This is a genomic window from Streptomyces sp. NPDC090442, from assembly GCF_044769405.1.
Classification (GTDB): Bacteria; Actinomycetota; Actinomycetes; order Streptomycetales; family Streptomycetaceae; genus Streptomyces.
This window is the reverse complement of record NZ_JBIVXW010000042.1, coordinates 36919-53897: the sequence shown is the minus strand read 5'-3', so window position 1 is coordinate 53897 and position 16979 is coordinate 36919. Positions and strand designations below refer to the sequence as shown.

At 73.6% G+C, this 16979-nt stretch carries 15 protein-coding genes; 13 read left to right on the top strand and 2 right to left on the bottom strand.

Features of this window, described 5'->3' with window-relative positions; genetic code table 11:
• Positions 1 to 2 precede the first annotated feature (2 nt).
• From ACIQU6_RS27180 to ACIQU6_RS27150, 7 genes are all read left to right on the top strand, one after another.
• Positions 3 to 1331 (top strand): SWF or SNF family helicase, encoded by a 1329-nt coding sequence (locus ACIQU6_RS27180; protein ID WP_403484326.1) that lies wholly within the window; start codon positions 3 to 5, stop codon positions 1329 to 1331.
• Between the two features lie 216 nt (positions 1332 to 1547).
• On the top strand, positions 1548 to 2420 hold the full coding sequence (locus tag ACIQU6_RS27175; protein WP_403484303.1) for a YceI family protein: 873 nt from the start codon (positions 1548 to 1550) through the stop codon (positions 2418 to 2420).
• Between the two features lie 23 nt (positions 2421 to 2443).
• Positions 2444 to 3376: a homocysteine S-methyltransferase gene (gene mmuM / locus ACIQU6_RS27170; protein WP_403484302.1), complete on the top strand. Its 933-nt coding sequence runs from the start codon at positions 2444 to 2446 to the stop codon at positions 3374 to 3376.
• Between the two features lie 55 nt (positions 3377 to 3431).
• Positions 3432 to 4154, top strand: a complete 723-nt coding sequence (locus ACIQU6_RS27165; protein ID WP_403484301.1) for a GNAT family N-acetyltransferase — start codon at positions 3432 to 3434, stop codon at positions 4152 to 4154.
• Between the two features lie 159 nt (positions 4155 to 4313).
• Positions 4314 to 5096, top strand: a complete 783-nt coding sequence (locus tag ACIQU6_RS27160) for a transporter substrate-binding domain-containing protein (protein ID WP_403484300.1) — start codon at positions 4314 to 4316, stop codon at positions 5094 to 5096.
• The gene (locus ACIQU6_RS27155) at positions 5096 to 5887 is read left to right on the top strand and encodes an amino acid ABC transporter permease (protein WP_403484299.1); all 792 of its coding nucleotides are present in this window, start codon (positions 5096 to 5098) and stop codon (positions 5885 to 5887) included. The genes ACIQU6_RS27160 and ACIQU6_RS27155 overlap by 1 nt, the downstream gene beginning before the upstream one ends.
• Positions 5888 to 5927: 40 nt before the next feature.
• Positions 5928 to 6737 (top strand): amino acid ABC transporter ATP-binding protein, encoded by an 810-nt coding sequence (locus ACIQU6_RS27150; protein WP_403484298.1) that lies wholly within the window; start codon positions 5928 to 5930, stop codon positions 6735 to 6737.
• Positions 6738 to 6767: 30 nt separating this feature from the next.
• On the opposite strand, the gene ACIQU6_RS27145 is transcribed toward ACIQU6_RS27150, so the two are convergent.
• Positions 6768 to 7625, bottom strand: a complete 858-nt coding sequence (locus ACIQU6_RS27145) for a septum formation family protein (RefSeq protein ID WP_403484297.1) — start codon at positions 7623 to 7625, stop codon at positions 6768 to 6770.
• A 599-nt stretch (positions 7626 to 8224) separates the two neighbouring features.
• On the opposite strand from ACIQU6_RS27145, the gene xylB reads away from it, so the two are divergent.
• The 5 genes from xylB (at position 8225) to ACIQU6_RS27120 (ending at position 15302) form a co-directional block, all read left to right on the top strand.
• Positions 8225 to 9655: a xylulokinase gene (gene xylB, locus ACIQU6_RS27140; protein WP_403484296.1), complete on the top strand. Its 1431-nt coding sequence runs from the start codon at positions 8225 to 8227 to the stop codon at positions 9653 to 9655.
• Between the two features lie 204 nt (positions 9656 to 9859).
• On the top strand, positions 9860 to 11272 hold the full coding sequence (locus tag ACIQU6_RS27135; protein ID WP_403484295.1) for a family 2B encapsulin nanocompartment shell protein: 1413 nt from the start codon (positions 9860 to 9862) through the stop codon (positions 11270 to 11272).
• A gap of 142 nt (positions 11273 to 11414) precedes the next feature.
• Positions 11415 to 12830 (top strand): family 2B encapsulin nanocompartment shell protein, encoded by a 1416-nt coding sequence (locus tag ACIQU6_RS27130; protein WP_403484294.1) that lies wholly within the window; start codon positions 11415 to 11417, stop codon positions 12828 to 12830.
• Between the two features lie 321 nt (positions 12831 to 13151).
• Positions 13152 to 13793: an N-acetylmuramoyl-L-alanine amidase gene (locus ACIQU6_RS27125; RefSeq protein WP_403484293.1), complete on the top strand. Its 642-nt coding sequence runs from the start codon at positions 13152 to 13154 to the stop codon at positions 13791 to 13793.
• Positions 13794 to 14057: 264 nt separating this feature from the next.
• Positions 14058 to 15302, top strand: coding sequence for a phosphodiester glycosidase family protein (locus tag ACIQU6_RS27120; protein ID WP_403484292.1), 1245 nt, complete (start codon positions 14058 to 14060; stop codon positions 15300 to 15302).
• Between the two features lie 290 nt (positions 15303 to 15592).
• Here ACIQU6_RS27120 and ACIQU6_RS27115 read toward each other — a convergent pair whose 3' ends face one another.
• The gene (locus ACIQU6_RS27115; protein ID WP_383418683.1) at positions 15593 to 15787 is read right to left on the bottom strand and encodes a hypothetical protein; all 195 of its coding nucleotides are present in this window, start codon (positions 15785 to 15787) and stop codon (positions 15593 to 15595) included.
• 337 nt (positions 15788 to 16124) lie between these two features.
• Between ACIQU6_RS27115 and ACIQU6_RS27110 the strand changes: the two genes are divergently transcribed.
• Complete coding sequence (locus tag ACIQU6_RS27110; RefSeq protein ID WP_403484291.1) at positions 16125 to 16946, top strand: Ig-like domain-containing protein; 822 nt, start codon at positions 16125 to 16127, stop codon at positions 16944 to 16946.
• Positions 16947 to 16979: the final 33 nt, after the last annotated feature.

The window sequence follows — 16979 nt, the reverse complement described above, 5'->3', positions numbered from 1 at the left end:
CCATGGACGAACGGGAGGACGGGCCGGTGTACGGGAACCCGACGGACGGGCGCGCGGTGTACGGGGGCGGAGCCGAACGGCCAGGTCTGGAGCGGACGTTCGCCACGCTCCCGGTACCGCGCGGGCGGGGCTTCGCGCAGACCTGGTGGGGGCGGGCGTGGCTCAAGGCGCTGGCGGACACGGCGCTGGACGGGGAGCAGGTGAAGCGGGGGCGCCGGCACGCACGCTCCGGCGCGGTCGGCGCGGTCTCCGTGCGCCCCGGGCGGGTCACCGCCGTCGTCCAGGACCGCGACCACACCCGGTACCGCGCCGACGTGCTGCTCCAGCAGTGGTCCGCGGCGGACTGGGAACGGCTGCTGGACGTCGTCGCGGACCGCGCCGGGCACCTCGCGGCACTACTGGACCGCGACCTGCCGCCCGTACTGGCGGAGGACGCGGCGGCCGCCGGCGTGGAACTCCTGCCGGGCGTCGGGGACTTGGAGCCGGAGTGCGACTGCGGCGCGTGGGACCACTGTGCGCACGCGGCGGCGCTCTGCCACCAGGTGGCGCGGCTACTGGACGAGGATCCGTTCGTGCTGCTGCTGTTGCGCGGGCGGGGCGAGGAGGAGCTGTTGGCCGAGCTCCAGCGGCGCAGCGCGTCCCGGGGCGACGCGGCGGCCGGGGACGGCCGTACGGACGCGGACGCGGCGGGCGTCCCGGCCGACGCGGCGTACGCGGCACGGAATGCGCTGCCGCCGCTGCCCGCGCCCCCGCCGCCGGTCGCGGCCCCGGGCCCGGCACCGTCGCTCGCGGGCGGCAGCCCGCCGTCCGAAGTGACCGCGGACGCCCTGGAGTTCCTGATCGGCGACGCGGCGGCGCGCGCCCACGAGTTGCTGACCGAGGCGCTCTCCCCCGGGCACGCGGACGGGCCGCCGGCGCCGTCCCCGACGCCCGCGCAGGACGCGGTGCGGCTGGCGGCCGCCGGTCCGGGGGCGGCGGTCGCGGCGCGGCTGGCGGACGGTTCGGGGCGCGATGCGCGGGGCCTCGTACTGGCCGTCCGCGCCTGGCAGTTGGGCGGTGCGGCCGGGCTGGCGGCCCTTGAGGAGGAGTGGGCGCCGACGCCGGAGGTGGCGGCGCGGGCGCGGGACCGGCTGGCGGCCGCCTGGGCCGACGAGGCGTCCCGGCCGCGGCTGCGGGCCGCCGGCAACCGCTGGACGGTCGTGGGCGGCGGCACCCAGCTCCGCTACGGGCGCGACGGCCGCTGGTGGCCGTTCCGCAAGGAGGGCGGGCGGTGGGCGCCCGCGGGGCCGGCGGCGGACGATCCGGCGGCGGCGCTGGCCGGGATCGCGTAGGAGTACCCGATGCACACCCGTAGGGGAATCCCCGCGCGATGCGAGAAACCTCACGTTTAACCAAGCCTTGACACCTGGTGGTCAGTTCGGGTCGCCACCAATGACAGGATGGAACCGAATCCGCACCCTTTTCGTGCGATTCATTCCGCGACGCCGCCCGCTTGCGTCCGCATACGCCCCCGTCCGACCGATCCGACCGTTAGGCCCCGTCCTGCCATGCCGCTCGCCATCCTCCGCCGCCTGCGCGACCGCACGCCGCACAGCCCGCAGCCGACCCTCCCGCACGGGGCGGGCGCGCTGGACCTGTGCGTCAACGATCCCGTCGGACTGCCGATGGCCGCAGTGGAGATCGCCATCCGGGACGCCGAGGGCCGGGACGTCACGCACGGCCGGACCGACCCCAACGGCCGTCTCACGGTGACGCTGCAGCCCGGCCCCTACCGGGTCGTGGTGACCTCCGACGGCTTCCAACCGGCCCGTTTCGAGGTCGCGGTGGTGGCGGGCGAGCGGACCGCGCCCCTCCCGGTCACCCTGGAGCTGGCGCCCGCGCTGCCGCTCCCGGAGGCCGGCCAGTGGCGGCTCGACCCTGACCACAGCGCCATCCGCTTCACCGCCCGGCACATCGGACTGGCCGAGATCCACGGCCGGTTCAACCGCTTCGAGGGCGGACTGTGGATCGGCGAGCGGATGCAGGACTCCCGGGTCGACGTGACCATCGACGCGGCCAGCATCGACACCGGCGTGCGGATGCGCGACGACCACCTTCGGTCGGCGGAATTCCTGGACGTCGAGCGGTACCCCCACCTCCAGTTCGTCAGCGACAAGTTCGTCCACAAGGGGGGCGGCCGGTGGGCCGTGCAGGGCGTGCTCCACCTGCACGGCGTCAGCCGCACCATCCAACTGGACACCCGCTACCTGGGCATCGGCACCGGCATCATGGGCGAGACCCGCACCGCCTGCCAGGCCGTCACCGAACTGCACCGCGAGGACTTCACCCTGGACTGGCGCAAGATGCTGGCCAGGGGCATCGCGGCGATCGGCGCTACGATCCGGATCGAGCTGGACATCCAGGCGGTCCGGCCCGAGTAGCCACGCAAGGAGAGGTGGTCGCCATGACCGGCCCGTCGTCGCAGCCGTCGCCCCCACTGGCCGAGGCGCTCGCCGCCGGCCCGGTGGTCCTCGACGGCGGCCTGTCCAACCAACTGGAGGCCGACGGACACGACCTGAGCGACGCCCTGTGGTCGGCCCGGCTGCTCGCCGAGGACCCGGAGGCCGTGGTGCGCGCCCACCTGGCGTACTACCGGGCCGGCGCCCAAGTGGCCATCACCGCCAGCTACCAGGCCACGTTCGAGGGGTTCGCGCGGCGCGGCACCGGGCCCGAGGAGGCCGCCGGACTGCTGCGCCGGAGCGTCGCGCTGGCCCGCGAGGCGGCCGCGCGGGCCGGCGCGACCGGGACCGCCGGCCCGCTGTACGTCGCCGCGTCGGCGGGCCCGTACGGGGCGATGCTGGCGGACGGCTCCGAATACCGCGGCCAATACGGGCTGTCGGTGGACGCGTTGGAGCGCTTCCACCGACCGCGCCTGGAGGTCCTGGCCGCCGCCCGGCCGGACGTCCTGGCCCTGGAAACGGTGCCGGACGCGGACGAGGCACGGGCGCTGCTGCGGGCGGTGCGCGGCCTCGGCGTCCCCGCCTACCTGTCGTACAGCATCGCCGGGGACCGCACCCGCGCCGGGCAGCCGCTGGCCGAGGCGTTCGCGCCGCTCGCCGACGCGGACGAGGTGATCGCGGTCGGCGTCAACTGCTGTGCGCCGGACGACGCCGACGCGGCGGTGGCGCTCGCGGCCGACATCACCGGCAAGCCGGTGGTGGTCTATCCGAACAGCGGCGAGCGCTGGGACGCCGCGGCCCGGACCTGGCGCGGCAGCCCGGCGTTCCCCGCCGGCCGGGTGGCCGGCTGGGTCGCGTCGGGCGCCCGGTTGATCGGCGGCTGCTGCCGGGTCGGCCCGGAGACCATCGCCGAACTGGCGGCCGTACTGGGCCGCTGACCGGCCCCCGGAAAACGGGGCGCGGATCACCGGAGCGCCCCGTTAGCCTCCGGCCATGGAGTGGGACGACGCGGCGTTGCTCGCGCTGGAAGTGGACACCATCTACGGGCTGGAACCGGCCGCCGCCGGCGGCCTGGCGACGGTGACGGACAAGCCGGTCAAGGCCGTCTGGGCCTGGTCGCCCCGGAGCCGGCTGCTGGCACTGGGGCCGGGCGTGACCGGCCCGTTGCCGCCCCCGGCCGCCGGCGACCAGGAGCAGCCCTACGCCCCGGAGGAGGCTCCCCTGGAACTGGTGCGGTTGGCCCGCGCCCTGGGGGTGGCCGACCCGGACGCCGCCATCGAGGGCGGCCCGTCGTTCGTCTTCCCCCGCCAACTCCCGACGCCGCCCCCGGCGGAGCTGCCGGTGATCGTGTCGGACGCCGACGGCCGCCGGGCCGCGGGGCGGCTGGAGCGGCCCGGCAACTGGGAGCCCGACGAGTGGGCGGAGTTGATCTCCGGTGCCGCCGGGGAGTGGGCGATGGCCCTGGACGGCCCCGCGCCGGTGTCCATCTGCCACACCCCGGAGGCCAACGCCACCGCCGCGGAGGCCGGGATCTGGACCCGCGCGGACTTCCGCGGCCGCCGGCTGGCGCCGGCCGTCGTCGCCACCTGGGCCCGCCGCGCCGCCCGGCACAAGGAGGTGCTCTTCTACAGCACCACCGCCGGCAACCACGCCTCCCGTTCGGTCGCCCGCGCCCTCGGCCTCACCCCGCTCGGCTGGCTCTGGACGCTGCGCTGAGCCGCCCTGGGGGGCGGCGCGGCCCGGCGCCGCCCCCCAGGGGCGTTACGGAGCCGCAACGGGACGCACCGGCGACAGCGCCCCCGGCCGATGGCAGGATGCAGGCCAACTCGCCGCACTCACGGCCCGGTTGCCCGGCACGGCACTCCTGGAGGACCTGTGACCGCTCGCTCCGCGTTGCCCGTATCAGCCACCGCGGCGGTAGCCGCCCTTCTGGCGGGCTGCACCAGCACCGCCCCCAACGGGAAGCAGGGCACCGGCCCCGAACTGGTCCGCCCCGGGGCCCTGGTGACCTGTACGCACCTGCCCTACGCCCCGTTCGAGGAGACCCGGAACGGCAGGATCGTCGGCTTCGACGTCGACCTGGTGGACCTCGTCGCCAAGGATCTGGGCGTCACCCAGCGGATCGTCAACACCCCGTTCGAGGGCGTCGAAACCGGCCAGGACTTCGCCATCCGCACCTGCGACGTCGCCGCCGCGGGCATGACCATCACCCCCGCCCGCGCCAAGGTCATGGACTTCTCCGCCCCGTACTTCGACGCCACCCAGGCGCTCCTGGTCAAGCGCGGTGCCACCCCGGTCAAGGAGATCGGTGACCTGAAGGGAAGGAAGCTCGGCTACCTGAAGGCCACGACCGGCGCCGGCTGCGCCAAGGACCACGGAACGGGCGTCGAGCTCGTCGAGTTCGAGGACGTCGGGCTGCTGCTGGCCGCGGTGCGATCCGGCCAGGTCGACGCCGGCATCAACGACAACGGCGTCCTCCTGGACTACGCCAAGCACAACCAGGACACCACCGTGACCGCGGAGTTCGACACCGGCGAGCACTACGGATTCGCCGTCCGCAAGGGCAACGACGCGCTCCGGCGGAGCATCGACACCACCCTTGCCAAGGCACGACGGGACGGGAGCTACGACCGGATCCACCGGAAGTGGTTCGGCTGATGCCCCGGCCGCGCTCCCGGCGCCGCCGGGCCCTCCTGGTCCGCGGCGCGCAGTACGGCGTACTGGTCGCCGCGGTCGCGGCACTCGCCCTGCTCGCGGACTGGCGCCAGGTGGGGACGGCGTTCTTCGACCCCGCCGTCGCCGGAGCGCTGTTCCCCGACGTCGTCACCACCGCGCTGGTCAACACCGTGCGCTACACCCTCCTCGGCTTCGGCTTCGGGCTCGCCCTCGGCATGGCGCTGGCGCTGCTGCGGCTGTCGTCGGTACCGCCGTACCGCTGGCTGGCGGTGGCCTACATCGAGTTCTTCCGCGGGATCCCCGCCCTTTTGGTCTTCATCGCGCTCGGCTTCGGGGTGCCGCTGGCGTTCCAGGTCGCGCTCGACCAGAGCGCCACGGTGATGCTGTCCCTGGGGCTGGTGGGCGCGGCCTACATCGCCGAGACCCTGCGGGCCGGAATCCAGGCGGTGCCCAAGGGGCAGACGGAGGCGGCCCGTTCACTGGGCATGTCGCAGGGCCGGGCGATGGTCTCGATCGTGCTGCCGCAGGCGTTCCGGATCGTGCTGCCGCCGCTGACCAACGAGCTGATCCTGCTGACGAAGGACTCCTCGCTGGTCTACCTGCTGGGGCTGTCGCTCAACCAGTTCGAGCTGGCCAACTTCGGGCGGGACGCGCTGAACGAGCACAAGAGCCTCACCCCGGTACTGGTCGCCGGGCTGCTCTATCTGGTGATCACCCTTCCGCTGGGTCAGGTGGTCCGGCGGCTGGAATCCCGTACGGCGCACGCCAGATGAGGCGCCGGGGCAGGCGGATGGGAAAACGGGAGGGGAACCGATGACCAGCGGCGGGCACGACATCGCCATCGAAGTGCGCGGGCTGCGCAAGGCGTTCGGCGGCCTGGAGGTGCTGCGCGGGATCGACCTCTCGGTGGGCCGGGGCGAGGTGGTGTGCCTCATCGGGCCGTCCGGTTCGGGCAAGTCCACGCTGCTGCGCTGCGTGAACCTGTTGGAGGAGCCGACGGCGGGCCGCATCACCGTCGCCGGCACCGAGGTCACCGACCCGGACGTGGACATCGACCGGGTGCGGCGCCGGATCGGCATGGTCTTCCAGTCCTTCAACCTCTTCCCGCACCTGACCGCCCTGGAGAACCTCACCCTCGCCCAGCGCAGGGTGCTCCACCGGGACCGCGCCACGGCCGAGCGGACCGCCCGCGACCAGTTGGCCCGGGTGGGGCTGGCCGACAAGGCGGCCGCCTATCCGGCCCGGCTGTCCGGCGGGCAGCAACAACGGGTGGCCATCGCCCGCGCGTTGGCGATGGACCCGGAGCTGATGCTCTTCGACGAGCCGACCTCGGCCCTGGACCCGGAGCTGGTCGGCGACGTCCTGGCGGTGATGCGGGCGCTGGCCCGGGACGGGATGACGATGCTGGTCGTCACGCACGAGATGGGCTTCGCCCGGGAGGTCGCCGACCGGGTCGCCTTCTTGGACGGCGGGCTGATCGTCGAGGAGGGCACCCCGGAAACGGTGGTCGGCGCGCCCCGGCACGAGCGGACCCGGGCGTTCCTGACCCGCGTCCTCAGCCCGGCGGCCACCGAGGTGGACGGGGTGGGCGGCGCGGACCCGGCGGCCGGTCGGCCCGCCTGACGGGCGCACCGGCCGCCCCCGGTTGCCGGCTTAACGCAGCGGCGCCGTCAGTTTCTTGCTGCCGCTGCGGTTGCCGGTCAGGCTGCACACCACGGACCTGATGCCCACCTTGTAGCCCTCGGCGTTGGGGAACTGCACGTAGGTGCCCTCGGCCGTCCCCTTGGGCTGCTTGGCCGCGCGGTCGTGGAGTTCGACCGAACACAGCGCGGCCGCCTTGTCCTTGATCTCGCTTTCGGAGGTCAGGCCGCGCGGCAGGGTGTAGACGAAGACCACCTCGGCGTCGTGCGGGGTGTGGCAGGAGGCCGGCTCGTTGTTGCCGCCGTTGCCGCCCGGCGGGATGTCGTAGCAGTCGCCGGCCTTCAGCCGGTAGAAGGGGGCGGTGCGGCCGGTGGGCGCGGCCGGGGAGCTCTCCGGGGCGCTCGGGGTCGGGGAGCCGGAGGGGGTCGGGGCGGTGTCCGACGGGGTGGCGCTCGCGCCGGTGCCGGGGCCCGGGCCGGCCTGCTTGCCGCCGCCGGAACCGCTGTTGGCCCAGACGAAGCCGCCGATGACCAGCGCGAGGACGAGCACGCCGGCACCGATGATCAGCGCGACGGTGGTGCCGTTGCCGCCGCCGGAGGGCGGTGCGGGCGGCTGCTGCCAGCCCCCGTTGCCGCCGCCCGGACCGCCGCCCCCGGCGGGGCCGAAGCCACCGGGCGCGCCGTACGGGCCGGCGGGTGCGCCATACGGGCCGGCGGGCGGCTGCCCGGCCTGCGGCGTCGACGGCCCGTAACCCCCGGGACCGAAACCACCCGGGCCGTACGCACCGCCCGTTGGCGGACCGAAACCGCCCCCTCCGCCCTGGGGCGGCTGCGGCGGCTGGGGGGACTGCGGAGGCGGGGGAAAGCTCATGCGGAATCGATCGCTTCTTCGGTGTGGAGTCAGGGACCCGGCGACCGCTCCGGACCGTTCCGGCGCGAAACGTCCGTGCTGCGGCCACCGTTGACGACCCGCGGCCCGGTACGGACGACTCCCGGCCCTGATCGCCCGGACAGACCCTAACGTCCTGACGTGCGCACTTCACTACCCGGAGGGTGCAGCACCCTCGCCGACCTCTCCCGGGACGCACCGCGCCACCCCGGGCCCGAACGGCGAACGGGCCCGCCCCCTCGCCGGCCAGCGCCACCACATCGGCACCGCGCTGGCGACGAGGTCGCCCCGCCGTCCACCGGCCTCGCCGCCCGTCACCACGGTGCCGGCGAGCGGCAGTTGGCGGTGGAGCGCACCAACCCACGGGAGCGACGAGGACGGACGACACACCGCGGAGTTCCGCTCCGCCCGCGAGCCGTCCGGCAGCCGATCCGCACCCGCCGGCGGGCCCGGCGCGCGTCGTCCACAGGCACCGCGGGAGCCGCCGCGCGCGCATTACTATGCGGCAGCGCACGGGGTCCGAAGCGGCCGGGGCCCCGCCGTCAGGGCCTGGGCCACCGGCCGCCGAGGGAGAGTACGCGATGGGCGCAGAGTCGGTCGGACCGCTGGTCGTCGGGGTGGACAGCTCGACGCAGTCCACCAAGGCGCTGGTGGTGGACGCGTCCACCGGCGAGGTGCTGGCCCGGGGGCAGGCGCCGCACACGGTCGACGGCACGGCGGGCAAGGAGAGCGATCCCCGGCAGTGGTGGCGGGCGTTGGGCGAGGCACTGGCGCAGTGCGGGCCCACCGCGCGCCAGGCGTCCGCGGTCTCCGTCGCCGGACAGCAGCACGGCCTGGTCACGTTGGACGCGGCCGGCGAGCCGGTCCGCCCCGCGCTGCTGTGGAACGACGTCCGACCGGCCCGCGAGAGCGAGCGGTTGATCGCCGAGGGCGGCGGACCGGCGGCGTGGGCGGAGCGGATCGGCAGCGTGCCCGGCCCGGCGTTCACGGTCGCCAAGTGGGCCTGGCTGCGCGCCCACGAGCCGGCGGCGGCCGCCGCCACCGCCGCCGTTCGGCTACCGCACGACTACCTCGTCCAGCGGCTGACCGGCCAGCAGGTCACCGACCGCGGCGACGCCTCCGGCACCGGCTGGTGGTCGTCCGCCACCGGGGCCTACGACCCGGAGGTACTGGAACGAGTCGGGCTGACCCCCGCCATGCTCCCGCGGGTGGCGCTCCCCGGAGAGGCCGCCGGCACCGTGCGGACCGACGAACTCCCCTTGCCCCACGGCGCGTTGGTGGCCGCCGGAACGGGCGACAACATGGCGGCGGCGCTCGGCCTCGGCCTGCGCCCCGGGCAGCCGGTGCTGAGCCTGGGCACCTCCGGCACCGTCTACGCGGTCAGCACCCGCCGCCCCGCCGACCCCACCGGCACGGTCGCGGGCTTCGCCGACGCCCGCGGCGACTGGCTCCCCCTGGCCTGCACGCTCAACTGCACGCTCGCCGTGGACCGGGTGGCCGCGCTGCTCGGCCGCGACCGGGAGGCCGTCGAGCCGGGCGGCGACGCCGTGTTGCTGCCCTTCCTGGACGGCGAGCGGACCCCGAATCTGCCGCACGCCTCGGGCCTGCTGCACGGCCTGCGCCACGACACATCCGCCGGCCAGCTGCTCCAAGCCGCCTATGACGGCGCGGTGTTCGCGCTGCTGCGGGCGCTGGACGCGCTGCCGGGGACGGACGCCGCGCCCGGCGCGCCGCTGCTGCTGATCGGCGGCGGGGCCCGGGGCGATGCCTGGCGGGAGACCGTGCGCCGGCTCTCCGGCCGTCCGGTCGTGGTGCCCGACGCCGACGAGCTCGCCGCGCTGGGGGCGGCGGCACAGGCGGCCGGGCTGCTGCTGGAGGAGGACCCGGCGGCGGTGGCGCGTCGTTGGGGCACGGCCCGCGGCCCGGAATACCCGGCCCGGGAGCAGGACACCGCCGCCTGGGGGCGATTGACCGCCACGCTGAGCAACGCGGCTGCCCTGTGGGGCAGTTGACCGCCCGGGCAATCACCCCGGCACACCGTGCCCAAATCCAAAAACCGCTAAACCCTTTCCAGGGAAAGCGTTTTCCATGCCACCCATTCGAGCGATTGTGCTGATAAAAACAGCGCCACTATCTTCAAGGCGGCGGTGAGCTGCCGGCGGACATTTCTGACTTTCCCCGGTGTACGGTGCCGCAGCCTCCACGAGATAGGTGACATGGTGACGATTGCCGGCGAAACGCTGCCCGGAAGCGCCGAAGAGAGCCAGATTTCCAGCCTGACCACCGCGGCCGCGCGGAATCTGGCGACGACCACCAAGACCGCGCCGCAGATGCAGGGCATCACGTCCCGCTGGCTGCTGCGGCTGCTGCCCTGGGTGCAGGTCTCCGGCGGCACCTACCGCGTCAACCGGCGGCTGGCGTACACCGTCGGCGACGGACGGATCGACTTCGACATCAACGGCACCTCGGTCTCGATCATCCCCGACGAGCTGCGCGAACTCCCCGTCCTCCAGGACTTCACCGACACCCCTGTGCTCGCCGCGCTTGGCGAAAGGTTCACTCAACACGAGTACGCGCCGGGCGAGGTGATCGCCCAGGCCGGCACCCCGCACGACCGCCTGGTCCTGATCGCGCACGGCCGCGTCGACCGGATCGGCACCGGCAAATACGGCGACGAGGCCGTCCTCGAAGCGCTGGCCGGCGGCGACCACCTCGGCGACGCCCCGCTCAACGCCGCCGACGGCCAATGGGAGTTCAGCTACCGGGCGGTGACCCGGGTGACGGTGATGACCCTGGCGCGGCAGGACGCCCAGGAGGTCATCGGGCGCACCCCGGCCCTGCGCGACCACCTCGCGGCGGACCCGCGCGGCGACGCCCGACCGGCCAACGCCAGCGGCGAGTCCGAGGTCGCGCTCGCCTCCGGCCACCACGGCGAGCCCGCCCTGCCCAGCACCTTCGTCGACTACGAACCGGCCCCGCGGGAGTACGAACTCAGCGTCGCGCAGACCGTCCTGCGCACCCACACCCGCGTCGGCGACCTCTACAGCGACCCGATGAACCAGGTCGAGGAGCAACTCAAGCTCACCGTGCAGGCGCTGCGCGAGCGCCAGGAGCACGAGATGATCAACAACCCCGGCTTCGGGCTGCTCCACAACACCGACCTCAAGCAGCGCATCCACCCTCGCAGCGGCCCGCCCACCCCCGACGACCTGGACGAACTCCTCGCGACGGTCTGGAAGGACCCCAGCTTCCTGCTGGCCCACCCCAAGGTGATCGCCGCGATCGGCCGGGAGTGCAGCGCCCGCGGCCTCTACCCGGACGCGGTCGACTTCATGGGCCACTCGGTGCCGTCCTGGCGCGGCGTGCCGATCTTCCCCTGCAACAAGATCCCGGTGACGAAGGAGGGCACCAGCTCGGTGCTGGTGCTGCGCACGGGCGAGGAGAAGCAGGGCGTGGTGGGACTGCACCGCAGCGGAATTCCCGATGAATACGAACCGAGCCTTTCGGTGCGTTTCATGGGCATCGACGACAAGGCCATCGCCAACTACCTCGTCAGCGCCTACTATTCGGCGGCCATTCTCGTACCCGACGCGGTGGGACTCCTCCAGGACGTGGAAATCGGGCACTGAGCGGACGAACGGGAGGGACAACTGCCGCCCGCAACGGGCCGGCAGCACACCCTCCGCACCCGACTCCCCCGCTATTCCGCGCTTTCCCGGAAATCTCCGCAGCGACGTTTTACGCACCGAACGGAACAGGTGACTTCCCGTCATGACCACATCCGTGGACCCCACGTCCGGCCCGCAGACCGACGGCACCGAGCAGCTCCGGTCCAGCCTGGACCCCACGGCCGCCCGCAACCTGGCGACCACCACCAAGACCCCGCCGCAGATGCAGGGCATCTCCTCGCGCTGGCTGCTGCGCGTCCTGCCCTGGGTACAGGTCTCCGGCGGCACCTACCGCGTCAACCGGCGGCTGACCCACACCCTCGGCGACGGCGAGGTGGAGTTCATCACCGAGGGCACCGAAGTCCGGGTGATCCCCCAGGAGTTGCGCGAGCTCCCCCCGCTGCGCGGCCTCACCGACGACCCCACCCTCCAGGAGCTCGCCGGGCGCTTCGTCCAGCGCGACATCGTCCCCGGGGACGTGCTCGCCGAGCGGGGCGCGACGACCGACCAGGTCATCCTCATCGCGCACGGCAAGTTCGAGCGCATCGGCACCGGCAAGTACGGCGACGAGCGGGTGCTCGGCGTCCTCGCCGGCGGCGGGGCGGCCGGCGAGGCGGCGCTGCTCGCGCCGGACGCGGAATGGGAGTTCACCCTGCGCGCCGCCACCCGCGGCACCGTCCTCACCCTCTCCCGCGGCGACTACGAGGAGGTGCTCGGCCGTTCCGCGGTGCTCACCGAGCACATCCAGAGCGTCCGCACGGCCCTGGTCCCGGCGCAGAACAAGCACGGCGAGGCCGCCATCGAACTGGCCGCCGGCCACAGCGGCGAGCCGGAACTGCCGGGCACGTTCGTGGACTACGAGCGGGCGCCGCGGGAGTACTCGCTCAGCGTCGCGCAGACCGTACTGAAGATCCACTCCCGGGTCGCCGACCTCTACAACGACCCGATGAACCAGCTCGACCAGCAGTTGCGACTCACGGTGGAGGCGCTGCGCGAGCGCCAGGAGCACGAGCTGGTCAACAACCGCGAGTTCGGCCTGCTGCACAACGCCGACCTCAAGCAGCGCATCCACACCCACAGCGGCCCGCCCACCCCCGACGACCTGGACGAGCTGATCTCCCGGCGCCGCAAGACGCAGTTCCTGCTGGCGCACCCGCGGACCATCGCCGCCATCGGCCGCGAGTGGAACGCCCGCGGCATCTACCCGGCGACGGTGGACTTCGACGGCACGCCGGTGCGCGCCTGGCGCGGCATCCCGCTGCTGCCCTGCAACAAGATCCCGATCAACCCGGACCAGACCAGCTCGATCCTCGCGATGCGCGTCGGCGAGGAGAACCAGGGCGTCGTCGGCCTCCACCAGACCGGCATCCCCGACGAGTACCGCCCGGGCCTCTCGGTCCGCTTCATGGGCATCAACGACCAGGCCGTCATCAAGTACCTGGTCAGCGCCTACCATTCGGCGGCGGTGCTGGTGCCGGACGCGCTGGGCATCCTGGAGGACGTCGAGATCGGCCGTTGACCCACGGGGCCGGGGCACCGCCCCCGCCGACCGGACCGCAGACGCCACCACCCGGGTGCCGCCCCCGCACTGACGCCCCGTAAGGGACCGAAGGTGCGGTGCGGCACCCGGGTGCACGCGTGCGACCACCCCGGAATCATTGGGGCGTTGGGCCGATCAGGGAACGTTGAGCGCTTTTGACCAGCCGCGGGCCTTCTTTGGTCAAGCCATTGACGCAACGGCCATTCCCTTGGCAGGACGCGCACTGTTGCGCATGATGAACGCACCGGCATGTGCGTGACATGTACGCGACCACCCCCTCGGTCCTTGTCAGGAGTTCACATGGAACCCGCCCAGCACCTCCCGGCCCGCCGGCGGTTGCTCACCAGCGCCGCCGCACTCGCCGCGGCCGCCGCGCTCACCCCCCTCGCCCCGGCCGCCGCGGCCCCGCGCAAACGCTCCACCCGGCCCGCCGACTACCCGCCGGTCCACTGGACCCCGGCCGACCCCGCCAACTACACCGCCGCCGACCGCCCGACGCAGTACGCCATCGACACCGTCATCATCCACGTGACCCAGGAGACCTTCCCGGACACCCTGCGGCTCTTCCAGGACCCCGCGCACAAGGCCGCCGCCCACTACGTCGTCCGCTCCGCCGACGGCTTCACCGCCCAGTGCGTCCACGAACGGGACGTCGCCTGGCACGCCGGCAACTGGAGCTACAACACCCGCAGCATCGGCATCGAGCACGAGGGCTGGATCGACGACCCGAAGTGGTTCACCGAGTCGCTCTACGCCCACTCCGCGATGCTCACCGCCGCCATCTGCGAGCGCTACGGCATCCCCAAGGACCGCGAGCACATCATCGGCCACGTCGAGGTCCCCGGAACCGACCACACCGACCCCGGCCAGTACTGGGACTGGGCCCACTACATGGAGCTGGTCAACGGCGCGACCTTCTGGGAAAACCTCCTGGGCACCTGACGCGACCACCCGACACCCCACGGGGCAACCAGGTCCGGACCCGCCCACCCCCACCGGGCCGCCCCACACACCACACCCCTCCCACCCACCCCAGGCGACACCAGGCGGCACAACGTCGTCGCCCACCTCGCCCGACTCACCCGCCGCCCCGCTTCCCCGTCACCTCCGCTACACCGTTCCGCGGATGTTCGACCCACCGCCATCCGCGGCTCACAGCACGACCGCCACCGCCTGCGACAGTTGACACAACGTCAGGGGGCTGATGTGAAACAGCGGTTGAGCAAGGCCCGGACGGTGGCGGCGGTCGCCGTCGCCTGGGGCGTCCTGGTCGGTGGCGCCGCCGCCGGCACGACGCGGGCGAACGCCGCGGACGGCGGCCTCACCCGATCCACCCCGGTGCGACTGGCACCCGGGGTGACCTACACCGAATTCCGCATGCCGCTGTCGCGCGGCCTCGTCCACGGACACCTGCTGACCGTGGACCTGTCCGCCCCGGCGGTCACCGTGGACCTGCTCCACCCGGCGGCCGTCGCCGCCCGCGCCCGGGTGTCCGAACTGGCCGGGGAGCGGGACGCGGTCGGGGCGGTCAACGGCGACTTCTTCGACATCTCCGAGGCCCAGCACCCCGGGGTCGAGGCCACCGGCTCCTCGGTCGGCCCCGCGGTGTCCTCCGGGCGGGAGCTCAAGGCCGCGGTCCCCAACGGCCAACGCTTCGGCCCCGCCCTCCCACCGGGCGCCACCACCGAGGACGTGCTCGGCGTCGGCTACGACCACCGCGCGCGCCTGGACCGACTGGCACTGCACGGCACGATCCGCACCCCCCACGGCTCCTGGCCACTGCGCGGCCTGAACCAGTACGCGCTCCCGGAGGGCGCCATCGGCGCGTACACCGCCGAGTGGGGCCAGGTGTCCCGGGAGCGGGCCGTGTGCGGCACCGACACCGACCGGGCCGCCGGCTGCGACACCGACGCCGCCGAGGCGACGATCCGCAACGGCCGCGTGGTGGAGACCGCCGAACGCCCCGGCGCCGGCGTGATCGAACCGGGATCCGTGATCCTGCTCGGGCGCGAGGCCGGCGCCCGCCGACTGCGCACGCTCCACGTCGGCCAACGGGTGCGCCTCGCCCACCGGCTCGCCTCCCGCCTGCCGGGCCGCCTCCGCTGCGCCGTCGGCGGCTTCCCGGTCCTCCGCAACGGCCACCCGGCGGGCGGCCTGGACACCGCCGCGGTGACGATGCGCACCTCCGCCGGCATCGCCCACCACGGCCGCACCCTGCTCCTGATGGCCCTGGACGGCGAGAAGGGCCTGCACCAGACCGGCCTCACCGTGCGCGAACTGGCCGACCTGATGGCCCGCCTCGGCGCCCGCGACGCGCTGGACCTCGACGGCGGAGGCTCCTCGACCTTCGTCACCCGCGACCAGCACGACGAGGAGCAGGTCCGCAACCACCCCACCGACGGCAGGGAGCGCCGGGTGGCCAACGCGGTGGGCGTCTTCTCCACCGGCTGAGGCACCGGCCCCGCTGGCGGAGAAGCCGAGCGGGGCGGCGGCCGGGGCGTTGGGTGGCGCGGGGCGGAGCGTCAAGGGCGAGCCCGACGCGGTGGCACGCGGTCCGGCGACGGGTCGGGGCTTCCAGGGCAGGTGAGGCGCGACGGGTGGGGCGAGGCGGGCGAGTGTCTGCCGGGTGTCGGTGCCGGCCGCCGCTTGCCTCTTCCTTGTTTCGGCAACGATTACGGAGAGTTGTTCGTTCCCGGAAGTTGCTACTTAGGGTGATTGTCGGGGGTGGGTCAGGGGATCACCTAGGGGCGGACGCTGCTGACGACCTCGGCGGCGCCGGCGAGGCCGTGGTGGATGTCCGGGGCGAGGCTGCTGCCCGCGAGGTAGAAGCCGAGCAGTCCGCACACGATGGCGTGCGAGATCTTCAGCTTTCCGCTGCGCAGGAAGATCACGATCAGGACCACCAACAAGAGGATGACGGAGACGGAGACGGCCACGGACACAACACCTCCTCGACCAGCGCCCGAACGGGCGGCGAGCGGTGGCCAGTTTGGCGCATTTCGGGGTATGTGCGGCTTGAGGCGTGGTGCTCCTAACGGGTGATCACTGCGGGTTACGGGGTGGGGCGACGCCGGGGCGCGGCGGCGGCGTTCGGGGCGGGGGCCGCGGGCCGGCTCAACTTCCGCACCGGAACGCCACGTTCGAGGGGATTCTCGACCGCCGGTAAAGAAGTGGCATGGATCACCCCACCCCTCGCAACGTGGTGCGGCGATTGACCGTCTTAGCGGCCGACATTGCCGCCGCTCCCGTACCCCCCGACGGAAAGCCCGCCCCATGAGCCTGAGCCACGCCCGGCCGTTTAGGCCGTCCCGGTCGCTGTGTGTCGCCCTCGCGCTGATGCCGGTGCTCGGCGTCGGCACGCTCGCGGCGTGCGACGCGGCCCGGGCCTCGGCGAGCCAGGAGCGGCCGGTGCGGGTGGGGCTGGGATCGGCCGACGGGCAGCCGACGGTGCAGGCCGGCGACCGTTTGCAGGTGAGCGCGCACGGTGGGGTGCTGACCGAGGTCACGGTGACCGATCCGCGTGGGCGGCAGTTGGTCGGCGGTTTCAGTCAGGGCGGGACGGTGTGGACGTCGCGGGCCAAGGCCGCGCCGGACACCAAGTACTCCGTGCTCGCCCGGACCAAGAGTCCGCAGGGCGGGACGAGCGAGGCCAAGGAGTCGTTGACGACCGGGAAGGTCGTCAAGCGGAACCGGTTGACGTTCAGCCCGCGCCCGCACGGCGAGGTGGTCGACGCCGACGATCCGATCGCGCTGACCTTCGCCTTCCCGGTGCGCAACCGGGCGGCGGTGGAGCGGCGGCTGGAGGTGACCACGGACAGCGGCACCGAAGGTGGGTGGACGTGGGAGACCTCCCGCGGCGGTCGGGACCGGGTCGTCTGGCGTCCGGAGCAGGCGTGGAAGCCGGGCACCAAGGTCATCCTGCGGGCCGAGCTGAACGGCGTGGACTCCGGTGGCGGGCGGTTCTTCACCAAGGACTACGGGCTGCGGTTCACCGTGGGTCGGAGTCCGGCCGTCCGGGCGGACCTCGATTCTGACGCGTACATCACACCCGGACTCGGACTTACGCCGGCTTTATGGCAAGGTCCAGGTGGGTGACCCCGTGGCGGTCACCCGACCCTCCTCGCGAGG

What these genes read in the sequence shown, in the direction of transcription:
- ACIQU6_RS27180 (WP_403484326.1), top strand. Translation starts at nt 3, where the DNA reads ATGGACGAACGGGAGGACGGGCCGGTGTACGGGAACCCGACGGACGGG.
- ACIQU6_RS27175 (WP_403484303.1), top strand. Translation starts at nt 1,548, where the DNA reads ATGCCGCTCGCCATCCTCCGCCGCCTGCGCGACCGCACGCCGCACAGC.
- mmuM (WP_403484302.1), top strand. Translation starts at nt 2,444, where the DNA reads ATGACCGGCCCGTCGTCGCAGCCGTCGCCCCCACTGGCCGAGGCGCTC.
- ACIQU6_RS27165 (WP_403484301.1), top strand. Translation starts at nt 3,432, where the DNA reads ATGGAGTGGGACGACGCGGCGTTGCTCGCGCTGGAAGTGGACACCATC.
- ACIQU6_RS27155 (WP_403484299.1), top strand. Translation starts at nt 5,096, where the DNA reads ATGCCCCGGCCGCGCTCCCGGCGCCGCCGGGCCCTCCTGGTCCGCGGC.
- ACIQU6_RS27150 (WP_403484298.1), top strand. Translation starts at nt 5,928, where the DNA reads ATGACCAGCGGCGGGCACGACATCGCCATCGAAGTGCGCGGGCTGCGC.
- ACIQU6_RS27145 (WP_403484297.1), bottom strand. Translation starts at nt 7,625, where the DNA reads ATGAGCTTTCCCCCGCCTCCGCAGTCCCCCCAGCCGCCGCAGCCGCCC.
- xylB (WP_403484296.1), top strand. Translation starts at nt 8,225, where the DNA reads ATGGGCGCAGAGTCGGTCGGACCGCTGGTCGTCGGGGTGGACAGCTCG.
- ACIQU6_RS27135 (WP_403484295.1), top strand. Translation starts at nt 9,860, where the DNA reads ATGGTGACGATTGCCGGCGAAACGCTGCCCGGAAGCGCCGAAGAGAGC.
- ACIQU6_RS27130 (WP_403484294.1), top strand. Translation starts at nt 11,415, where the DNA reads ATGACCACATCCGTGGACCCCACGTCCGGCCCGCAGACCGACGGCACC.
- ACIQU6_RS27125 (WP_403484293.1), top strand. Translation starts at nt 13,152, where the DNA reads ATGGAACCCGCCCAGCACCTCCCGGCCCGCCGGCGGTTGCTCACCAGC.
- ACIQU6_RS27110 (WP_403484291.1), top strand. Translation starts at nt 16,125, where the DNA reads ATGAGCCTGAGCCACGCCCGGCCGTTTAGGCCGTCCCGGTCGCTGTGT.